The sequence below is a fragment of the Pseudomonas sp. Marseille-Q0931 genome, from assembly GCF_940789645.1.
Classification (GTDB): domain Bacteria; phylum Pseudomonadota; class Gammaproteobacteria; order Pseudomonadales; family Pseudomonadaceae; genus Aquipseudomonas.
On sequence record NZ_CALNWT010000007.1, the window covers coordinates 34,761 to 51,359 of the forward strand.

The window sequence follows — 16,599 nt, forward strand, 5'->3', positions numbered from 1 at the left end:
TTATAAAAATTCTCTCTTTCTATTCTTTATAAGCCTGAGCGCATTTCTTCCAAGGCCAAGGGTGATCAGGTCGAGGAGCTGGCAAAGGAACGTGACCAACCGATTGGCTATTTTTTGTGCAGAAGGCTTCATTCAGCAGGCTTAAGTCCCTATACTTGCCGCCTTTCTTTCAGACCCCTTCTCAACAGGCACGAGGTGCGTGGTGGATTTCCCTTCCCGTTTTGACGTGATCGTGATCGGCGGCGGTCATGCCGGTACCGAGGCAGCTCTGGCTGCCGCACGCATGGGCGTGAAGACCCTGCTGCTCACCCATAATGTCGAGACCCTTGGTCAGATGAGCTGCAATCCGGCTATCGGCGGGATTGGCAAGAGCCATCTGGTCAAGGAAATCGATGCCTTAGGTGGCGCCATGGCCACCGCTACCGACAAGGGCGGCATCCAGTTCCGCATTCTCAATAGCCGCAAGGGCCCAGCGGTACGTGCCACGCGCGCTCAGGCTGACCGCGTGCTGTACAAGGCAGCGGTACGCGAGATTCTGGAAAACCAGGCCAACTTGTGGATTTTTCAACAGGCAGCCGATGACCTGATTGTGGAAAACGAGCAGGTCAAAGGCGTGGTGACCCAGATGGGGCTCAGGTTCCATGCGGATTCCGTGGTGTTGACCACAGGCACCTTCCTTGGTGGACTTATCCACATCGGCATGCAGAACTACTCCGGCGGCCGCGCTGGTGATCCGCCCTCCATCGCCCTGGCCCACCGCCTGCGTGAACTGCCACTGCGTGTCGGCCGCCTGAAGACCGGCACGCCGCCGCGCATCGACGGACGTTCGGTGGATTTCTCGGTGATGACCGAGCAGCCAGGCGACACCCCGACGCCGTTGATGTCCTTCCTCGGCAAGCGTGAACATCAGCCCAAGCAGATCAGTTGCTGGATTACCCATACCAACGCGCGTACCCACGAGATCATCGCCGCCAACCTCGACCGTTCGCCGATGTACTCCGGTGTGATCGAAGGCGTTGGCCCGCGCTATTGCCCGTCGATCGAAGACAAGATCCACCGCTTCGCCGACAAGGACAGCCACCAGGTGTTCATCGAGCCGGAAGGCCTGACCACCCATGAGCTGTACCCCAACGGGATTTCCACCTCGCTGCCGTTCGACGTGCAGCTACAGGTGGTGCGCAGCATTCGTGGCATGGAAAACGCACACATCATGCGCCCGGGCTACGCCATTGAGTACGACTACTTCGACCCGCGCGATCTCAAGTACAGCCTGGAGACCAAGGTCATCGGTGGCCTGTTCTTCGCGGGCCAGATCAACGGCACCACCGGCTACGAAGAGGCCGGTGCCCAGGGTCTGCTCGCGGGCTGCAACGCCGCCCTGCGTGCGCAGGGCAAAGAGGCCTGGTGCCCGCGCCGTGACGAAGCCTACATCGGCGTGTTGGTCGACGACCTGATCACCCTCGGCACCCAGGAGCCGTACCGCATGTTCACCTCGCGCGCCGAATACCGGTTGATTCTGCGCGAGGACAACGCCGACCTGCGCCTGACCGAAAAAGGCCGCGAGCTGGGTCTGGTGGACGATGAGCGCTGGGCGGCCTTCGAGGCCAAGCGCGAAGGCATCGTTCGGGAAGAGCAGCGCCTGAAAAGCACCTGGGTGCGTCCAGGCACGCCGCAGGGCGATGCGATCGCCGCACGTTTCGGTACGCCGCTGACCCACGAGTACAACCTGCTCAACCTGTTGGCGCGTCCGGAGATCGATTACGCCACCTTGGTCGAACTGACCGAGGCGCCGGTTGTGGATAACCAGGTCGCCGAGCAGGTCGAGATCAAGACCAAGTACGCCGGCTACATCGACCGCCAGCAGGACGAGATCGCCAAGCTGCGGGCCAGCGAGGACACCAAACTGCCGGAGGATCTGGACTACAGCGCCATTTCCGGGCTGTCCAAGGAGATCCAGTTCAAGCTCGGCAACACTCGCCCGGCGACACTCGGCCAGGCCGGGCGCATCCCCGGCGTTACGCCGGCAGCGATTTCCCTGTTGCTGATTCACCTGAAAAAGCGCAGCGCCGGGCAGAAACTGGAGCAGAGCGCCTGATGTCGGTCACTCAGCGTCACGCCGAAGAACTGCTGCAAGGCGCCCGCGAACTCGGTATTGAGCTCAGCACCCAACAGCAGGAACAACTGCTCGCCTACCTGGGCCTGTTGATCAAGTGGAACAAGGCCTACAACCTCACCGCCGTGCGCGACCCCGACGAGATGGTGTCGCGCCATCTGCTCGACAGCCTGTCGGTGGTGCCGTTCGTAGCCGAGCGTGGGGATAACTGGCTGGACGTCGGCAGCGGCGGCGGCATGCCCGGTGTTCCGCTGGCGATCATGTTCCCCGAGCGGCGTTTCACCCTGCTCGACTCCAACGGCAAGAAGACCCGCTTTCTTGTCCAGGTGAAGCTGGAGCTGAAACTCGCCAACCTCGAGGTTGTCCACAACCGCGTCGAAGCCTATCGACCCGAGCAGGCGTTCGACGGCATCAGTTCGCGGGCTTTCAGCAGCCTCGAAGACTTCAGCAACTGGACACGCCACCTGGGCAGCGCCGACACCCATTGGCTGGCGATGAAGGGTGTGCATCCGGATGATGAGCTGCAGGCCCTGCCGGCGGACTTCCGTCTCAGTGCCACCCACGTGCTGCGGGTTCCCGGTTGCCAAGGCCAGCGCCATCTGTTGATACTGCGTCGCTCGGTCTAAGGGGGAAGGAAGATGGCCAAGGTATTCGCGATCGCCAATCAGAAAGGCGGCGTGGGCAAGACCACGACGTGCATCAACCTGGCCGCTTCTCTGGTGGCGACCAAGCGCCGCGTGCTGCTGATCGACCTCGACCCGCAGGGCAATGCGACCATGGGCAGCGGCGTCGACAAGCACGGTCTCGAGCACTCGATCTACGACGTACTGATCGGCGAGTGCGACCTGAGCCAGGCCATGCAGTTCTCCGAGCACGGAGGCTATCAGCTACTGCCGGCCAACCGTGACCTGACGGCCGCCGAAGTCGCGCTGCTGGAAATGAAGATGAAGGAGAGCCGCCTGCGTTACGCCCTGGCGCCGATCCGCGAGAATTACGACTACATCCTTATCGACTGCCCGCCGTCGCTGAACATGCTGACCATCAACGCCCTGGTCGCCGCCGATGGCGTGATCATCCCCATGCAGTGTGAGTACTACGCGCTCGAGGGGCTTAGCGACTTGGTCAACAGCATCCAGCGCATCGGCCAGCTGCTCAATCCCAAGCTGCAGATCGAAGGTCTGCTGCGTACCATGTACGACCCGCGCATCAGCCTGACCAACGACGTCAGCGCCCAGCTCAAGCAGCACTTCGGCGACAAGCTGTATGACGCCGTGATCCCGCGCAACGTCCGCCTGGCCGAGGCGCCGAGCTTCGGCATGCCGGCGCTGGTCTACGACAAACAATCCCGTGGTGCCATCGCCTATCTGGCCTTGGCCGGCGAGCTGGTGCGCCGTCAGCGCGCCGCCGCGAAAACCGCTACCGCTTAAGGAACATCCGCATGGCTGCGAAGAAACGAGGTCTGGGTCGAGGTCTGGACGCCCTGCTCGGTGGCAACACCGTCAGCGCACTGCAGGAAGAGGCCGCCCAGGTCGACACGCGCGAATTGCAGTACGTGCCGCTGGAGCTAATCCAGCGCGGCAAGTACCAGCCGCGCCGCGACATGGACCAGACCGCCCTGGAAGAACTCGCCGCTTCGATCCGTGCCCAGGGTGTGATGCAGCCCATCGTGCTGCGCCCGATTGGCGAGGGCCGTTTCGAGATCGTCGCCGGTGAGCGGCGCTGGCGTGCCAGCCAGCTGGCCGGCCAGGACAAGATCCCGGCCATGGTCCGCGAGCTGCCCGACGAGGCCGCCATCGCCATGGCGCTGATCGAGAACATCCAGCGCGAGGACCTCAACCCGATCGAGGAAGCCGTGGCGCTGCAGCGTCTGCAGCAGGAGTTCGAGCTGACCCAGCAACAGGTCGCCGATGCCGTCGGCAAATCGCGCGTCACCATCACCAACCTGCTGCGCCTGATCGCCCTGCCCGAGGAGATCAAGACCCTGCTCGCCCATGGCGATCTGGAGATGGGCCATGCCCGCGCACTGCTCGGTCTGCCCCTTGAACAGCAGGTCGAAGCGGCGCGACATGTTGTCGCACGCGGCCTTACCGTTCGTCAGACCGAGGCACTGGTGCGCCAGTGGCTGAGTGCCAAACCGGCCCCGGCAAAGGCCAAGGCCGACCCGGACATCAGTCGCCTGGAACAGAAGCTCGCAGAGCGTCTGGGCTCGCCCGTGCAGATTAAGCACGGTAGCAAGGGAAAAGGTCAGCTGGTGATCCGCTACAGCTCGCTCGACGAATTGCAGGGTGTACTGGCGCACATTCGTTGAAACAATTCCGTCTGTAGTCCTACTTCACTCCTACTACAGCACGGTTGATCGGGCGCAGGCTGGCCCATATACTCCCCGCGCAATTTTGTCGGCTATGTGCCGAGATTCGGTGGCTTTAAGGGAGAGGTCGATGGGCATCCCCAGTAAGGCCCCGTTTCATCGTCAGCCAGGTTTTCCGATCCTGATTCTTCAGGCCATCGTGACGGCTGTGATTACAGCGATTTTTGCCGTCAGTGGCGGATGGGTCGCGGCCTATTCGGCATTGCTGGGAGGGCTGATAGCCCTGCTGGCCAACGCGTATTTTGCATTCAAGGCCTTTCGTTACTTTGGCGCGCGTTCGGCCAAGGCCATTGTCCAGTCGATCTGGGCCGGGGCCATGGGTAAATGGATTATCACGGCAGTGCTGTTTGCACTGGCGTTCGTAGGGGTTGAACCACTGGACCCGATGAGGCTTTTCATCGGGTATCTGCTTGCCCTTCTGGCAGCAGCCTGTGCGCCCCTACTCATGAAAGTTTTCTGAAGCATTGGACCGTTTGAGGCGTTTATGGCTGATACCCCAGCAGAATATATCCAGCATCACCTGCAGAACCTGGTCTACGGCTCTCACCCGGAGAAGGGCTGGATCATTGCCCAGACCCCGGAAGAGGTGAAGGCAATGGGCTTCTGGGCTGTCCATGTGGACACCCTGGGCTGGTCCCTGTTCATGGGTCTGATCTTCATCACCCTGTTCCGCATTGCCGCCAAGCGCGCCGTGACCGGTGTGCCGACCGGCCTGCAGAACATGGCCGAGATGTGCATCGAATTCGTCCAGGGCATCGTCAAGGACACCTTCCACGGCAAGAACCCGTTGGTCGCGCCGCTGGCCCTGACCATCTTCGTCTGGGTGTTCCTGATGAACAGCCTGAAGTGGATCCCGGTCGACTACATCCCCGGCCTGGCACACGCCATGGGTCTGCCGTACTTCAAGATCGTCCCCACCGCCGACCCCAACGGTACCTTCGGTATCTCCCTGGGCGTATTCCTGCTGATCATCTTCTACAGCATCAAGGTCAAGGGCATCGGTGGCTTTACCAAGGAACTGTCGTTCACCCCGTTCAATCACTGGGCGCTGATTCCTTTCAACCTGTTCCTGGAAATCATCGGCCTGCTGACCAAGCCGCTGAGCCTGGCCCTGCGTCTGTTCGGCAACATGTATGCCGGTGAAGTGGTGTTTATCCTTATCGCGCTGCTGCCCTTCTACGTTCAGTGGGGTCTCAACGTGCCATGGGCTATCTTCCACATCCTGGTCATCCCGCTGCAGGCGTTCATTTTCATGGTGCTGACCGTGGTTTATCTGAGTGCTGCGCACGAAGATCACCACTGATCGACATCGAAAAACCCGAAAACCCCTAACTCGTAACCTTAACCTCTAAAAACTCTGGAGCTAACTATGGAACTCGTCTACATCGCCGCTGCCATCATGATCGGTCTGGGTGCCCTGGGTACCGGTATCGGCTTCGCCCTGCTGGGCGGCAAGCTGCTGGAATCCACCGCTCGCCAGCCTGAGCTGGGCCCGCAGCTGCAAACCAAGACCTTCCTGATGGCCGGTCTGCTCGACGCCGTTCCGATGATCGGCGTTGGTATCGCGATGTACCTGATCTTCGTTGTCGCGGGTTAAGAGTTCCTGAGTTCGAGGCAGCATGACGCGTGCTGCCTCTATCAGGCTTTTCTTCCCGGAACACGAGATAGCACGAGGTAAATCGCTGTGAACATTAACCTGACCCTGTTCGGTCAAACGATTGCCTTCGCTATTTTCGTCTGGTTCTGCATGAAGTTCGTATGGCCGCCGCTGACGCAGGCCATGCAGGAACGCCAGAAGAAAATCGCAGAAGGTCTGGATGCTGCCGGGCGCGCCGAGCGCGATCTGCAGTTGGCCCAGGAACGCGCGGCCCAGATGCTTCGTGAGACCAAAGAGCAAGCTGCCGAGATTCTCGATCGGGCGAACAAGACCGCCAACGCAATCGTCGAAGAAGCCAAGGCCCAGGCCCGCTCTGAAGGTGAAAAGCTGATCGCTGGCGCCAAAGCCGAAATCGATCTGGAAGTGAACCGTGCCAAGGATCAACTGCGTTCGCAGGTAGCAGCTCTGGCTGTCACCGGCGCCGAGCAGATCCTGCAGTCCTCCGTGGACGGCACTGCGCACAACGATCTGGTCGCAAAACTGGCCTCTCAACTCTAAGCGAGGCTCGCGATGATCAATACCAACACGCTCGCTCGGCCCTACGCGAAAGCCGCGTTTGAGTTTGCCAGTGCTGCACAGCAGGCCGATGCCTGGCTGAACATGCTGTCGCTGACCGCGGCTGCGGTGCAAACGCCGGCCATGGCCCAGCAGTTGGTCAACCCGGCGTTGACCGATGAGCAGAAAGTCAATGTGCTGGCGCAGATCTGTGCCGGTCACATCGACGCTTCGTTCAGCAACTTCCTGCGCTCGCTGGGTAGCAACGACCGACTGTCGCTGCTGCCGGTAGTACGCGAACAGTTCGCCGTGCTGAAGGCTGAAGCCGAACGCGCCCTCGATGTCGAGGTCGAGTCGGCTTTCGAGCTCAATACCGAGCAATTGCAAACTCTGGCTGCCGCCCTTTCCAAGCGGCTCGATCGCACCGTCCAGCCCAAGCCCGTGGTCAATCCCGCCCTGATCGGCGGCGTTGTCATTCGTGCAGGTGACCTGGTCATCGACGGTTCGGTCCGCGGCAAGCTGAACAAGCTGGCCGAAGCGTTGAAATCCTGATTTGAGGGAACTGGCATGCAGCAATTGAATCCTTCCGAAATTAGCGAAATCATCAAGCAGCGCATTGAGTCGCTTGATGTATCCGCTCAAGCCCGTAATGAAGGCACCATCGTCAGCGTTTCCGACGGTATCGTGCGCATTTACGGCCTCGCCGACGTGATGTACGGCGAGATGATCGAATTCCCTGGTGGCGTGTACGGCATGGCCCTGAACCTGGAGCAGGACTCCGTGGGTGCCGTGGTACTGGGTAGCTATCTGACCCTCGCTGAAGGCATGAGCGCCAAGTGCACCGGCCGCATCCTGGAAGTCCCGGTTGGTCCGGAACTGCTGGGTCGCGTCGTCGACGCACTGGGTAACCCGATCGATGGCAAAGGCCCGATCAACGCCGCCGCTACCGACGCTGTCGAAAAAGTGGCTCCGGGCGTGATCTGGCGTAAGTCGGTCGACCAGCCGGTGCAGACCGGTTACAAGTCGGTCGATGCCATGATCCCGGTCGGCCGTGGCCAGCGCGAGCTGATCATCGGTGACCGTCAGATCGGTAAGACTGCTCTGGCCGTCGACGCCATCATCAACCAGAAAGACAGCGGCATCCGCTGCGTCTACGTTGCCATCGGTCAGAAGCAATCGACCATCGCCAACGTGGTACGCAAGCTGGAAGAAGCTGGCGCCCTGGCCAACACCATCGTGGTAGCAGCTTCGGCTTCCGAGTCCGCTGCACTGCAGTTCCTGGCTCCGTACGCCGGCTGCACCATGGGTGAATACTTCCGTGACCGCGGTGAAGACGCCCTGATCGTGTACGACGACCTGTCCAAGCAGGCCGTTGCCTACCGTCAGATCTCCCTGCTGCTGCGCCGTCCGCCAGGCCGTGAAGCCTATCCGGGCGACGTGTTCTATCTCCACAGCCGTCTGCTGGAGCGCGCTTCCCGCGTTTCCGAAGAGTACGTCGAGAAGTTCACCAATGGCGCCGTAACCGGCAAGACTGGCTCGCTGACCGCTCTGCCGATCATCGAAACCCAGGCTGGTGACGTTTCCGCGTTCGTTCCGACCAACGTGATTTCGATCACCGACGGTCAGATCTTCCTGGAATCGGCCATGTTCAACTCGGGTATCCGTCCGGCCGTCAACGCCGGTATCTCGGTATCCCGCGTAGGTGGCGCGGCTCAGACCAAGATCATCAAGAAGCTCTCCGGTGGTATCCGTACCGCTCTGGCTCAGTACCGTGAACTGGCGGCATTCGCCCAGTTCGCTTCTGACCTGGACGAAGCCACCCGCAAGCAGCTCGAGCATGGTCAGCGCGTAACCGAGCTGATGAAGCAGAAGCAGTATGCGCCGATGTCCATTGCCGAAATGTCGGTGTCCCTGTACGCAGCCGAGCGTGGCTTCCTGCAGGACATCGAAGTCGCCAAGGTCATCAGCTTCGAGCAGGCCCTGATCGCCTTCTTCAAGCGTGATCACGCCGACCTGATGGCGAAGATCAACGAGAAGGGTGACTTCAACGACGAGATCGACGCTGGCCTGAAAGCCGGTATCGAGAAGTTCAAGGCCACCCAAACCTGGTAACCGCAGCGGGGGCTTCGGCCCCCGCCTGCTTGAACCAAAAGGTGTGAAATGGCAGGCGCAAAAGAGATTCGCAGCAAGATTGCGAGCATCAAAAGCACGCAAAAGATCACCAGCGCCATGGAAAAAGTGGCGGTCAGCAAAATGCGCAAGGCTCAACAGCGCATGGCTGCCGGTCGCCCCTACGCCGAGCGTATTCGTCAGGTGATCGGTCACCTGGCCAAGGCGAACCCGGAATACCGCCACTCGTTCATGGTGGAGCGTGAAGTACAGCGCGTCGGTTATATCGTGGTGACCTCGGATCGTGGCCTGTGCGGTGGTTTGAACATCAACCTGTTCAAGGCGCTGTTGAAAAGCCTGAAGGGTTGGCGTGACCAGAAGGTCGACGCCGATTTCTGCGTGGTGGGCAGCAAGGGCGCGAGCTTCTTCCGCAGCAACGGGGGCAACGTGGTTGCCGCCATTAGCAAGCTGGGTGAAGAGCCGTCCATCAACGACCTGATCGGTAGCGTCAAGGTCGTGCTGGATGCCTACGCCGAAGGCCGTATCGACCGTCTCTACCTGGTCTCGAACAAGTTCGTGAACACCATGGTGCAGAAGCCGGAAGTGCAGCAGTTGCTGCCGCTGGCCGCGAGCGAAGAGCAAGGCGTACAGAAAGGTCTGTGGGACTACGTGTACGAGCCGGACGCCCAGCAACTGCTGGATTCGCTGCTGGTGCGCTACGTTGAATCGCAGGTCTATCAGGCCGTGGTCGAGAACAGCGCGTGCGAACAGGCTGCGCGGATGATCGCGATGAAGAACGCAACCGACAACGCCGGTGATCTCATCAAGGACCTGCAGCTGGTTTACAACAAGGCACGTCAGGCAGCGATCACCCAGGAAATTTCGGAAATCGTCGGCGGCGCTGCCGCGGTTTAAGAACGGTTCAAATATTCAGAGGAACCAAAGATGAGTAGCGGACGTATCGTTCAAATCATCGGCGCCGTTATCGACGTGGAATTCCCGCGCGATCAGGTACCGAACGTATACGAAGCCCTGAAGGTACAGGGCGCTGAAACCACCCTGGAAGTCCAGCAGCAGCTGGGCGACGGCGTGGTACGTACCATTGCCATGGGTTCGACCGAAGGCCTCAAGCGTGGCCTGGACGTCAACAGCACTGGTAAGGCCATCTCCGTACCGGTCGGTAAAGCGACCCTGGGCCGGATCATGGACGTACTGGGCAACCCGATCGACGAAGCCGGCCCCATCGGTGAAGAAGAGCAGTGGGAAATCCACCGCGCTGCGCCGAGCTACGCCGAGCAAGCCGGCGGCAACGACCTGCTGGAAACCGGTATCAAGGTAATCGACCTGGTCTGCCCGTTCGCCAAGGGCGGTAAGGTCGGCCTGTTCGGTGGCGCCGGTGTGGGCAAGACCGTAAACATGATGGAGCTGATCCGTAACATCGCCATCGAGCACAGCGGTTATTCCGTGTTCGCCGGTGTGGGTGAGCGTACTCGTGAGGGTAACGACTTCTACCACGAGATGAAGGACTCCAACGTTCTCGACAAGGTAGCCCTGGTCTACGGTCAGATGAACGAGCCACCAGGCAACCGTCTGCGCGTCGCGCTGACCGGCCTGACCATGGCCGAGAAGTTCCGTGACGAAGGTCGTGACGTTCTGCTGTTCGTCGACAACATCTACCGTTACACCCTCGCCGGTACCGAAGTATCCGCACTGCTCGGCCGTATGCCGTCGGCAGTAGGTTACCAGCCGACTCTGGCCGAAGAGATGGGCGTTCTGCAGGAGCGTATTACCTCCACCAAGAAAGGCTCCATTACTTCGATCCAGGCCGTATACGTACCTGCGGACGACCTGACCGACCCAAGCCCGGCGACCACCTTCGCCCACTTGGACGCCACCGTCGTACTGTCCCGTGACATCGCTTCCCTGGGTATCTACCCGGCCGTTGACCCGCTGGACTCCACCAGCCGTCAGCTGGACCCGAACGTGATCGGCCAGGAGCACTACGAGACCGCTCGTGGCGTTCAGTATGTTCTGCAGCGCTACAAGGAGCTGAAGGACATCATCGCGATCCTGGGTATGGACGAACTGTCCGAAGACGACAAGCTGCTGGTAGCGCGCGCTCGTAAGATCCAGCGCTTCCTGTCCCAGCCGTTCTTCGTGGCTGAAGTCTTCACCGGTGCCCCGGGCAAGTACGTGTCCCTGAAGGACACCATTGCCGGCTTCAGCGGCATTCTCAAAGGCGACTACGACCACCTGCCGGAACAAGCGTTCTACATGGTAGGCGGCATCGACGAAGCCATCGAGAAAGCCAAGAAATTGTAAGTAACGGGTGCGCCCTCAAGGGGGCGTCCGGGCCGGATAGGGCTGCTGCCCGATCCGGCCTCTCAACCGAGGCATTGTTATGGCTATGTCAGTCCACTGCGATATCGTCAGTGCGGAAGAAGAGCTGTTCTCGGGGCTGGTGGAAATGGTCATCGCCCACGGTCACCTCGGTGATCTGGGTATCCTGCCGGGCCACACCCCGCTGCTGACCGATCTCAAGCCGGGTCCGGTGCGAGTGATCAAGCAGGGTGGTACCGAGGAGGTGTTCTACATCTCCGGTGGCTTCCTGGAAGTTCAGCCGAGCATGGTGAAGGTTCTTGCCGACACTGCTGTTCGTGCCGGCGACCTGGATGAAGCCGCAGCCATCGAGGCGCGCAAGGCCGCCGAGAAGGCGCTGAGCGAGAAGGGCACCGAGTTCGACTACGGCAGTGCTTCGGCACGCCTGGCCGAGGCTGCTGCCCAACTGCGCACCATCGAAGAGATGCGCAGGAAGTTCGGCGGCCGCAGCCGCTGATCGCGTAACGCGGTATCACGCAAAGGGGCGACTTAGGTCGCCCCTTTGCGTTTCTGGCAAAATAGCGTTCTTTTTCGCGCGGCTCTTTCTCGCCGCGGACCCATCCTGCCCAGCAAGGAGCTTTCTATGAGTCTGGATATCGTCATTCTCGCCGCCGGCCAGGGCACGCGCATGCGTTCAGCGCTGCCCAAGGTGCTGCACCCGGTCGCCGACAAGCCGATGCTGGGGCATGTCATCGACACCGCACGCAGCTTGCAGCCCGGCAGCATCCAAGTGGTGATCGGCCACGGTGCCGACAAGGTGCGCGAGCGCCTGGCCGCCGATGACCTGAATTTCGTCATCCAGGCCGAGCAGCTCGGCACCGGCCACGCTGTGGCGCAGGCTCTGCCGCAGCTCAGTGCCGAGCGCGTGCTGATCCTCTACGGCGATGTGCCGCTGATCGAGACCGCAACTCTCGAGCGTCTGCTGGCCCTGGTCAGCGACAACCAGCTGGGCCTGCTCACCGTCGAACTGGCTGACCCGACCGGCTACGGCCGTATCGTGCGCAACGAGCAAGGCGTGGTGCAGGCCATCGTCGAGCACAAGGATGCCAGCGAAGCGCAGCGACAGATCCGCGAGGGCAATACCGGCATCCTCGCCGTGCCCGGCAAGCGCCTGGCCGACTGGCTGGGCCGCCTGTCCAACAGCAACGCCCAGGGTGAGTACTACCTGACCGACGTGATCGCCATGGCCGTTGCCGACGGCCTGACCGTGGCCACCGAACGTGCCAGCGACGAAATGGAAGTGCTCGGCGCCAACGACCGCATCCAGCTCGCGCAGCTCGAATGTCATTACCAGCAGCGCATGGCTCGCCGTCTGATGGCCCAGGGCGTCACCCTGCGCGACCCGCATCGCTTCGACGTGCGCGGTCAGGTGAGCGTCGGCCGCGACGTGACCATCGACATCAACGTGATCCTCGAAGGCAAGGTGGTGATCGAAGACGATGTGCAGATCGGCCCCAACTGCGTGATCAAGGACTCGGTGCTGCGCAAGGGCGCCATCGTCAAGGCCAACAGCCACCTGGACGGCGCCGAGATGGGCGAGGGCGCCGACTGTGGCCCGTTCGCGCGTCTGCGCCCGGGCACCAAACTGGGCGCCAAGGCCCATGTGGGCAACTTCGTGGAGCTGAAGAACGCGGTGATGGGCGAAGGCGCCAAGGCCGGACACCTGAGTTACCTGGGCGATGCCGAGATCGGCGCCCGCACCAACATCGGTGCCGGCACCATCACCTGCAACTATGACGGCGCCAACAAGTTCCGCACCGTCATGGGCGAGGACGTGTTCATCGGCTCCAATAGCGCGCTGGTGGCACCGGTAACGCTGGGCGATCGCGCCACCACGGGCGCCGGTTCGGTGGTGACCAGCGACGTGCCGGCGGACACGCTGGCAGTCGGCCGGGCAAAGCAGCGCAATATCGAAGGCTGGAAGCGTCCGACCAAGAAGTGAACGCCTGGCTCGCCTGAGGTTTTGAACAGAACCTTGGGCGTCAGGGTGTGGATAACCGTGCAGGAGGATGTCTGGAATGTTCGGTGTGACGGATTATGCGGCCTTCGTGGTGGCTTTCATCATCCTGCTGGCCATTCCCGGGCCGGGTAACCTGGCGCTGATCCTGTCCACCGGCAAGGGCGGCATTCGCGGTGGACTGGCCTCGACCTTCGGCATCATCTTCGGTGACCAGGTGCTGCTGTGGCTGGCGGTAGCCGGGGTTGCCGCGCTGCTCAAAACCTATCCGACAGCCTTCGATGTCGTGCAATGGCTCGGTGCAGCCTATCTGGTCTATCTGGGGCTGCGCATGACCCTGGCCAAACCCGGTGCTGCCCCGACGCTGGAGATCAGGCCGCGCCAATACCTGTGGCAAACCCTGGTGATCACCGTCTTCAACCCCAAGGCCATCATCTTCTACATGGCCTTCTTCCCGCTGTTCATCGACCCGCTGCGCCATCAGGGGCTGATTACTTTCGGTTTCATGGCCGTGACCATCATGGTACTGACCTTCCTTTACGGCCTGCTGATCGTGCTGCTGACACACTTTCTCGCCGAGCGTATGCGCGCCAACCCACGTATCGCGAGGGGGTTGGAGAAAATGGCAGGGCTGTGCCTGGTCGGTTTCGGGGTCAAACTGACGCTGAACTGATCGACGGACGCTTGCGGGCCTTTCGATCATATGTTTTGATTCGCGCCACTATCTTTCGAATCGAAACTTAAGCATGTCGAAGCGCAACACGCCGCAACGTCGCCACACCATCCTCGCCTTGCTCGCCGAGCAGGGCGAAGTGAGTGTGGACGCCCTGGCTCAGCACTTCGCCACCAGCGAAGTGACCATCCGCAAGGATCTCGCTGCCCTGGAAAAGAACGGCTTGCTGTTGCGTCGCTACGGCGGTGCCGTGCCGGTGCCGCAGGAACTGATCGGCGAACCGACGCAGCCTATTTCCCCCTACAAGCAGGCCATCTCCCGCGCCGGTGTGGCGCGAATCCGCGAACATGCGCGGATCATCATCGACAGCGGCACCACCACCGCGGCGATGATTCCGCAGCTTGGCTACAAGCCCGGACTGGTGGTGATGACCAACTCACTCAACGTGGCCAACGCCCTGCGCGATATTGAGCACGAGCCGGTGCTGTTGATGACCGGCGGCACCTGGGACCCGCATTCGGAGTCCTTCCAGGGCCAGGTGGCCGAGCAGGTGCTGCGCTCCTACGACTTCGACCAGCTGTTCATTGGCGCCGATGGCATCGACCTGGAGCGTGGCACCACCACCTTCAACGAACTGCTCGGCCTGTCGCGGGTGATGGCCGAGGTGGCCCGCGAGGTCATCGTCATGGTCGAGAGCGACAAGATCGGCCGGCGCATTCCCAATCTGGAACTGCCCTGGAGCAGCGTCCATACCCTGATCACCGACGAGCGCCTGGATGCCCAGGCGGCCGAACAGATACGCGCGCGCGGCATCCAACTGATCCTCGCGCCGCTGGAAAACTAAGGAGAGCCCCATGTGTGGAATCGTAGGCGCCATCGCCGAGCGCAATATCACCCCTGTCCTGGTCGAAGGTCTCAAGCGCCTGGAGTATCGCGGCTATGACAGCGCCGGCGTGGCGCTGCTGACCGAACTGGGTGCGCTGGATCGCCGCCGCCGAGTCGGCAAGGTCAGCGAACTACAGGCTGCCCTGCAGGCCGAGCCGCTGGCCGGGCGCCTGGGTATCGCCCACACCCGTTGGGCCACTCATGGCGCGCCGAGCGAGCGTAACGCTCACCCACACTTCTCCGGCCAGGAGCTGGCCGTGGTGCACAACGGCATCGTCGAGAACCACGAAGCGCTACGCGAGCGCCTCAAGGGCCTCGGCTACGTCTTCACCTCCGACACCGACACCGAAACCATCGTCCACCTGCTCGATCACAAGTTGCAGCAGTTCGGCGACCTCTCGGCCGCGCTCAGGGCCGCCATCCCGGAACTGCACGGCGCCTACGGCCTGGCGGTGATCAGCGCCAAGCAGCCGGATCGCCTGCTCGCCGCGCGCAGTGGCAGCCCGCTGGTAATCGGTCTGGGTCTGGGCGAGAACTTCCTCGCCTCCGACCAACTGGCCCTGCGCCAGGTCACCGACCGCTTCATGTACCTGGAGGAAGGCGATATCGCCGAGATTCGCCGCGACAGCGTGCAGATCTGGGACGCCGCCGGCCAGCCGGTGCAGCGCGATGCGGTGCAGTACCACGAAGGCGCCGAAGCGGCGGACAAGGGCGAGTACCGCCACTTCATGCTCAAGGAGATCCACGAGCAGCCCAAGGTCGTGCAGCGCACCCTGGAAGGCCGCCTGGGTAACGATCACGTGCTGGTGCAGGCCTTCGGTCCGCAGGCGGCCGAGCTGTTCGCCAAGGTCAAGAACGTACAGATCGTCGCCTGCGGCACCAGCTACCACGCCGGCATGGTTGCCCGTTACTGGCTGGAAGAGCTGGCCGGCATTCCCTGCCAGGTCGAAGTGGCCAGCGAATTCCGCTACCGCAAGGTGGTGGTGCAGCCGGATACCCTGTTCGTCAGCGTTTCGCAGTCTGGTGAAACCGCCGACACCCTGGCCGCGCTGCGCAACGCCAAGGAGAAGGCGCCGGGGCAGGGCGGCTACCTGGCCAGCCTGGTGATCTGCAACGTCGGCACCAGCTCGCTGGTGCGCGAGTCGGACCTGTGCCTGCTGACCCAGGCCGGCCCGGAAATCGGCGTGGCCTCTACCAAGGCCTTCACTACCCAATTGGTCGGCCTGATGCTGCTGACCCTGGCCTTGGGCCAGGTGCACGGCAACCTGAACAAGGCGCTGGCCGCCGAGCTGGTGGAAGAACTGCGTCGCCTGCCGACCCGCTTGGGCGAAGCGCTGGCCATGGACAAGACCGTGGAGAAGATTTCCGAGCTGTTCGCCGAGAAGCACCACAGCCTGTTCCTCGGCCGTGGCGCGCAGTATCCGGTGGCCATGGAAGGCGCGCTCAAGCTCAAGGAAATCTCCTACATCCACGCCGAGGCCTATCCGGCCGGTGAGCTCAAGCACGGCCCGCTGGCCTTGGTCGACGCCGACATGCCGGTGGTCACCGTGGCGCCGAACAACGAGCTGCTGGAAAAGCTCAAGTCCAATCTGCAGGAAGTGCGCGCCCGTGGCGGTGAGCTGATCGTCTTCGCTGACCAACAGGCCGGCATGAGCAACGGCGAGGGCACCCATGTGGTGGCCATGCCGCATATCCACGACCTGCTCGCGCCGATCCTCTACACCGTGCCGCTGCAGCTGCTGTCCTACTACGTTGCCGTGCTCAAGGGCACCGACGTCGACCAGCCACGCAATCTCGCAAAAAGCGTAACGGTGGAATGAGCTAGCTTATTCGCTGACACCCCTATTGGATGCGCGGAATAAAGATTGACACAAAATAATAAAGTCTGACACAAGCTATTAAAGTCTGACACAATACGTAAACCCCTGTATCTACAGGGGTTTTTTGTTTCTGGGTTAAACCG

17 protein-coding genes are annotated in these 16,599 nt (G+C 61.7%); all 17 read left to right on the top strand.

What is annotated here, in order from left to right:
- The first annotated feature begins 202 nt into the window (after nucleotides 1-202).
- The 17 genes from mnmG to glmS all read left to right on the top strand — a co-directional run bounded on the left by mnmG (nucleotide 203) and on the right by glmS (nucleotide 16,456).
- Nucleotides 203-2,095, top strand: a complete 1,893-nt coding sequence (gene mnmG, locus P3C50_RS12755) for a tRNA uridine-5-carboxymethylaminomethyl(34) synthesis enzyme MnmG (RefSeq protein ID WP_275546287.1) — start codon at nucleotides 203-205, stop codon at nucleotides 2,093-2,095.
- Nucleotides 2,092-2,739, top strand: coding sequence for a 16S rRNA (guanine(527)-N(7))-methyltransferase RsmG (gene rsmG / locus P3C50_RS12760; RefSeq protein ID WP_197858793.1), 648 nt, complete (start codon nucleotides 2,092-2,094; stop codon nucleotides 2,737-2,739). The genes mnmG and rsmG overlap by 4 nt, the downstream gene beginning before the upstream one ends.
- A gap of 12 nt (nucleotides 2,740-2,751) precedes the next feature.
- Nucleotides 2,752-3,540: a ParA family protein gene (locus P3C50_RS12765; RefSeq protein ID WP_013717985.1), complete on the top strand. Its 789-nt coding sequence runs from the start codon at nucleotides 2,752-2,754 to the stop codon at nucleotides 3,538-3,540.
- 11 nt (nucleotides 3,541-3,551) lie between these two features.
- Nucleotides 3,552-4,421: a ParB/RepB/Spo0J family partition protein gene (locus tag P3C50_RS12770; protein WP_275546288.1), complete on the top strand. Its 870-nt coding sequence runs from the start codon at nucleotides 3,552-3,554 to the stop codon at nucleotides 4,419-4,421.
- 130 nt (nucleotides 4,422-4,551) lie between these two features.
- Entirely contained in the window at nucleotides 4,552-4,941 is a 390-nt protein-coding gene (locus tag P3C50_RS12775) for a F0F1 ATP synthase subunit I (protein WP_275546289.1), read from the top strand.
- A 24-nt stretch (nucleotides 4,942-4,965) separates the two neighbouring features.
- Nucleotides 4,966-5,784 (top strand): F0F1 ATP synthase subunit A, encoded by an 819-nt coding sequence (gene atpB / locus P3C50_RS12780; protein ID WP_275546290.1) that lies wholly within the window; start codon nucleotides 4,966-4,968, stop codon nucleotides 5,782-5,784.
- Nucleotides 5,785-5,838: 54 nt separating this feature from the next.
- Nucleotides 5,839-6,078 carry a F0F1 ATP synthase subunit C gene (gene atpE, locus P3C50_RS12785; protein WP_224490516.1) on the top strand — a complete coding sequence of 80 codons (240 nt, stop codon included), beginning with the start codon at nucleotides 5,839-5,841 and terminating at the stop codon, nucleotides 6,076-6,078.
- Between the two features lie 87 nt (nucleotides 6,079-6,165).
- Nucleotides 6,166-6,636 (top strand): F0F1 ATP synthase subunit B, encoded by a 471-nt coding sequence (locus tag P3C50_RS12790; RefSeq protein WP_197858693.1) that lies wholly within the window; start codon nucleotides 6,166-6,168, stop codon nucleotides 6,634-6,636.
- A gap of 12 nt (nucleotides 6,637-6,648) precedes the next feature.
- Nucleotides 6,649-7,185 carry a F0F1 ATP synthase subunit delta gene (locus P3C50_RS12795; protein ID WP_197858692.1) on the top strand — a complete coding sequence of 179 codons (537 nt, stop codon included), beginning with the start codon at nucleotides 6,649-6,651 and terminating at the stop codon, nucleotides 7,183-7,185.
- A gap of 15 nt (nucleotides 7,186-7,200) precedes the next feature.
- Complete coding sequence (gene atpA / locus P3C50_RS12800; RefSeq protein ID WP_197858691.1) at nucleotides 7,201-8,745, top strand: F0F1 ATP synthase subunit alpha; 1,545 nt, start codon at nucleotides 7,201-7,203, stop codon at nucleotides 8,743-8,745.
- Nucleotides 8,746-8,793: 48 nt separating this feature from the next.
- On the top strand, nucleotides 8,794-9,657 hold the full coding sequence (gene atpG, locus P3C50_RS12805) for a F0F1 ATP synthase subunit gamma (protein WP_197858690.1): 864 nt from the start codon (nucleotides 8,794-8,796) through the stop codon (nucleotides 9,655-9,657).
- A gap of 30 nt (nucleotides 9,658-9,687) precedes the next feature.
- Nucleotides 9,688-11,064 carry a F0F1 ATP synthase subunit beta gene (gene atpD, locus P3C50_RS12810; RefSeq protein ID WP_012020331.1) on the top strand — a complete coding sequence of 459 codons (1,377 nt, stop codon included), beginning with the start codon at nucleotides 9,688-9,690 and terminating at the stop codon, nucleotides 11,062-11,064.
- Nucleotides 11,065-11,143: 79 nt separating this feature from the next.
- Nucleotides 11,144-11,578 (top strand): F0F1 ATP synthase subunit epsilon, encoded by a 435-nt coding sequence (locus P3C50_RS12815; RefSeq protein ID WP_099525064.1) that lies wholly within the window; start codon nucleotides 11,144-11,146, stop codon nucleotides 11,576-11,578.
- A gap of 126 nt (nucleotides 11,579-11,704) precedes the next feature.
- Nucleotides 11,705-13,063 carry a bifunctional UDP-N-acetylglucosamine diphosphorylase/glucosamine-1-phosphate N-acetyltransferase GlmU gene (glmU, locus tag P3C50_RS12820; RefSeq protein ID WP_275546291.1) on the top strand — a complete coding sequence of 453 codons (1,359 nt, stop codon included), beginning with the start codon at nucleotides 11,705-11,707 and terminating at the stop codon, nucleotides 13,061-13,063.
- Nucleotides 13,064-13,139: 76 nt separating this feature from the next.
- Nucleotides 13,140-13,751, top strand: coding sequence for a LysE family transporter (locus tag P3C50_RS12825; RefSeq protein WP_275546292.1), 612 nt, complete (start codon nucleotides 13,140-13,142; stop codon nucleotides 13,749-13,751).
- A gap of 73 nt (nucleotides 13,752-13,824) precedes the next feature.
- Nucleotides 13,825-14,595, top strand: coding sequence for a DeoR/GlpR family DNA-binding transcription regulator (locus P3C50_RS12830; protein WP_275546293.1), 771 nt, complete (start codon nucleotides 13,825-13,827; stop codon nucleotides 14,593-14,595).
- A gap of 10 nt (nucleotides 14,596-14,605) precedes the next feature.
- Nucleotides 14,606-16,456 (top strand): glutamine--fructose-6-phosphate transaminase (isomerizing), encoded by a 1,851-nt coding sequence (glmS, locus tag P3C50_RS12835; protein WP_275546294.1) that lies wholly within the window; start codon nucleotides 14,606-14,608, stop codon nucleotides 16,454-16,456.
- Nucleotides 16,457-16,599 lie beyond the last annotated feature (143 nt).